The 3521-nt window shown below is 39.4% G+C and carries 3 protein-coding genes; all 3 read left to right on the top strand.

Annotated features, from left to right (window positions below; translation table 11 throughout):
* Window positions 1-1168: DNA phosphorothioation system sulfurtransferase DndC (gene dndC / locus NWE95_07400; GenBank protein MCW4003719.1), on the top strand; the 1168-nt coding region annotated here is incomplete at its 5' end.
* Complete coding sequence (gene dndD, locus NWE95_07395; GenBank protein MCW4003718.1) at window positions 1165-3201, top strand: DNA sulfur modification protein DndD; 2037 nt, start codon at window positions 1165-1167, stop codon at window positions 3199-3201. The genes dndC and dndD, both read left to right, overlap by 4 nt.
* A partial coding sequence (gene dndE / locus NWE95_07390) for a DNA sulfur modification protein DndE (GenBank protein ID MCW4003717.1) occupies window positions 3188-3521 on the top strand: 334 nt, incomplete at its 3' end. The genes dndD and dndE, both read left to right, overlap by 14 nt.

Here is a 3521-nt window from a genome sequence, read left to right as displayed (position 1 = left end):
TAATACCCTTCAAAGAATCAGTAGCAAAGCAGCTGAACTAAACTTACCCTTTGAAACGCATCGACTAAGGCCTCTGATAACAGATAGCTTTTGGGTTAACTTGATTGGAAAGGGCTATCCTGCCCCATCTCAACGTTTTCGATGGTGCACCGAGAGACTAAAGATACATCCTGCTAACAGGTTCATAACTGAACAAATATCCAAACATGGGGAAGTTGTATTAGTACTCGGCGTTAGACGACAAGAAAGCGCAACACGTGCGCAAGTAGTGAGCCTTTATGAAATTCCTAACACAGTGTTATCACGGCATTCAACATTTTCAGGAGCGTATGTCTACACACCAATAAAGGAATGGGGACTTAATGATGTATGGTCATATCTCCTACAGGTACCATCACCCTGGGGTAATAACAATCGAGATTTAGTTGCGCTTTATAGAACAGCTCAGGGAGAATGCCCGCTAGTGGTTGACGATTCAACACCAACTTGCGGTAACAGCCGATTTGGTTGTTGGGTTTGTACCCTAGTAAGCGAAGACAAGTCTCTCAAAGCAGTTATTGATTCAGGTGAAACTTGGCTTCAACCTCTTTTAGAAATCCATGACTTTCTTGTCAAAACTCAAAATCCAGAGAATAAACACCTCTATCGAGACTACAAACGAAAGGATGGTAAAGTCTGGTTCAAAAGTGATGGCTCTGGAGTAATTTCGAGAGGGCCATATACTCTTGAAGTGCGTAAAAAAATATTGACAACGCTCTTAAAAGCTCAGGTGGATGTTTCTAAAAACCCAAACTACAAACTAAATTTAATTTTACCAGAGGAATTATTCGAGATTAGGCGTTTATGGAGAACAAAAGAAGGCGACTGGGAAGACTCAGTTCCAAGAATTTATAGAGAAATAATGGGTAATGACCTTGAATGGTTGCAGGATGACGTTAGATTCTCACTCAAGGATAAGTTTTTGCTACAACAAATTTGCGCTAAACATGATGTGCCGGTCGCGCTTGCTATAAAAATTTTAGACGTGGCAATGCAGTCAAAAGGCATGAGCCGCCGTGCATCAATTCATAAGAAATTAAATCGAGTGTTTTCCGAAGAATGGCGCAGCGAGGAAGAATTACTAAATACAATCAAAGGTGATAACGCGAATCGGGGGGTATCAAGTTGAGATTCAAGCTCTTGTTAATAAAGAATTTCGGAGTATTCGCTGATACCCAAACATTTGACTTAATGCCCATAAAAAAAGGTAATAATTTTAGACCGATCATCATTTTCGGAGGCAAGAATGGTACTGGAAAAACCACATTGTTGGAAGCCTTCCAAGTTTGCTTGTACGGAAGCTCGTTTAAAGGGCAAAAGATGCCGACAGCTGAATATCACCGATATATTATATCACGTTTGCATAGGAAACCTGACGGCACCAAAGCTTCCGATGCCTCAATTTCCTTAGATTTCGACTATGCAAGAGTCGGTTATATTGATAATTTTCATGTTGAACGTATATGGAAATATGACGGCGACAATCTTGGCGAAACGCTCTGTATTCAACAAAACGGTAAGCCGTTTAAAGATATAAATGAAGAGCAATGGCAGGATTTTCTAAATGAACTAATCCCGCCAGGCTTATCTAAGCTATTTCTATTTGACGGTGAAAAGATTCAGAATTTAGCTCGAGGCCAAAGGGAGAATACGCATATCATAACTTCGATTAATTCTCTTTTAGGAATTGAGTTAATCGAGAAACTAAGATATGACATTAAAACATACATAGCAAAGGAATCAGCGCAAACGAAGGCTGATTTTGAAACAAGACTTGCAAATTTACGTTCTAAAAAGAAAGGTCTCGAGTTAAAGCTTGATTCTATTCTACAAGAAAAAGCTTCACTACAAAACCAGCTTACAAGACTTAATATAGAAATAGAAAATCAGGAATTGGCCATCGCCAGTGAAGGTGGAGGATTTGCTTCAAAAAGAGAAGAGTATAAACAGCAGGCAAAAGCTCTTGAAAGCAAGATTGAAGCAACTAAAGAACAAATTCGTTCACTTTGTGCCGAATTGCTACCCTTTGCTTTCATCCCGGAACTATGTTTAGCATTAAAAAACCGTTTGGAATATGAGGAGAAAGAAGAGCAAAGACAAGCAGCCCTTACTTACCTCAATTTAGCCATAAATGACTTAAAAAAAGACATCGGCGCCACTTTATCTGTTGACACACTAAAATTATCCGCTGAGGAAAAAGAGTTAGTAGCCACTGAAGCGATAAATGCACTTAGGAATAGAATTGAACAAATGAACGGGCGTTCCAAGGTGAATATCCACAATATGTCTTCACTTGAACGTCATGAACTCTTAAGATGGATTGATTTAGCCCTAAAGAAGGTGCCATCTGAACTTCGGGAAATTTCATCTTGTTTGAAAACCTTGGAATCTGAGGCGGAAACCGTTAATGGATACCTTTTTAGTGCGCCCCCTGACGAGAGCCTCAAGCCTTTATTTATAAAATTAGGACAATTACACGAAGAACTGGGGAAGCTTGGAGAAAAACAATCACGACTAGACATGGAGCATACTCAAACTACCACAGAATTAAAAATAGTAACAGCTGAACTCGATAAACTGCTTAATGAAAAGATAGAGTATGATAACTGCAACCAACGTGTAAAACATGCAGTTAAGGTACACGATGTTCTCTCAGAATATTTGCAGTTAATTCGAATAGAAAAGATAAAGGAATTTGAAAAGAATTTTCTTGAATGCTTTAGCGCGTTAATAGGCAAAGAGAATCTGGTTGGCAGAGTTGAAGTAGCTCAAGAAAATTTTGACATAACCTTATTCTCCCCGCAAGGCATCCGTTTATCTAAAAAAGAGCTTTCTGCTGGAGAAAGACAAATCTATGCAATGGCAATGATATGGGCACTTGCTAAAACATCAGGCAGACCCTTACCATTTATTATTGATACACCGTTGGGCAGACTAGATACAGACCACCGAAGCAATATAGTAGAAAACTTCCTTGTTGACGCCTCTCATCAAATGATAATTTTCTCAACAAACACGGAAATTGACCAACAATACTTTAACCAGTTAAACGGATCTATCGCGAAGGCATATAATTTGGAATACAATTCTAAAGAAGGAAAAACGACTGTAAAGGAAGGTTATTTCTGGGAAGCGATGGAGGTTTTAAATGAGCTTCAATAGAATCAGACTGAGCAAAAGTGCTACAGTGCGCCTGTCTATGTTGAAAGGCAGAACTGGCATTACGCCAAACATACTTTGCAGGATAGGTTTCTGTCTTTCGCTTCGTGATCCAGCCATACCAAAACCCGAGAATTATGATGAAGAAGGACAGGAGATAAATCGTTATACTTTGACTGGCGAATGGGACAAGTTTTTCATCGCTTTAATGAAGGAACGCCTTCTTAAAGATGGACTTGACGTCAATAACGACTTATTCCCTCAGTTAAGAGCGCATATGAATCGAGGGGCAATCAGTCTATATGACCGTGTCAAGTCACTGG

The organism is Candidatus Bathyarchaeota archaeon (genome assembly GCA_026014725.1).
GTDB lineage: Archaea > Thermoproteota > Bathyarchaeia > Bathyarchaeales > Bathycorpusculaceae > Bathycorpusculum.
The sequence above is the reverse complement of the archived record's forward strand: the minus strand, read 5'-3'. Positions and strand labels throughout refer to the sequence as shown.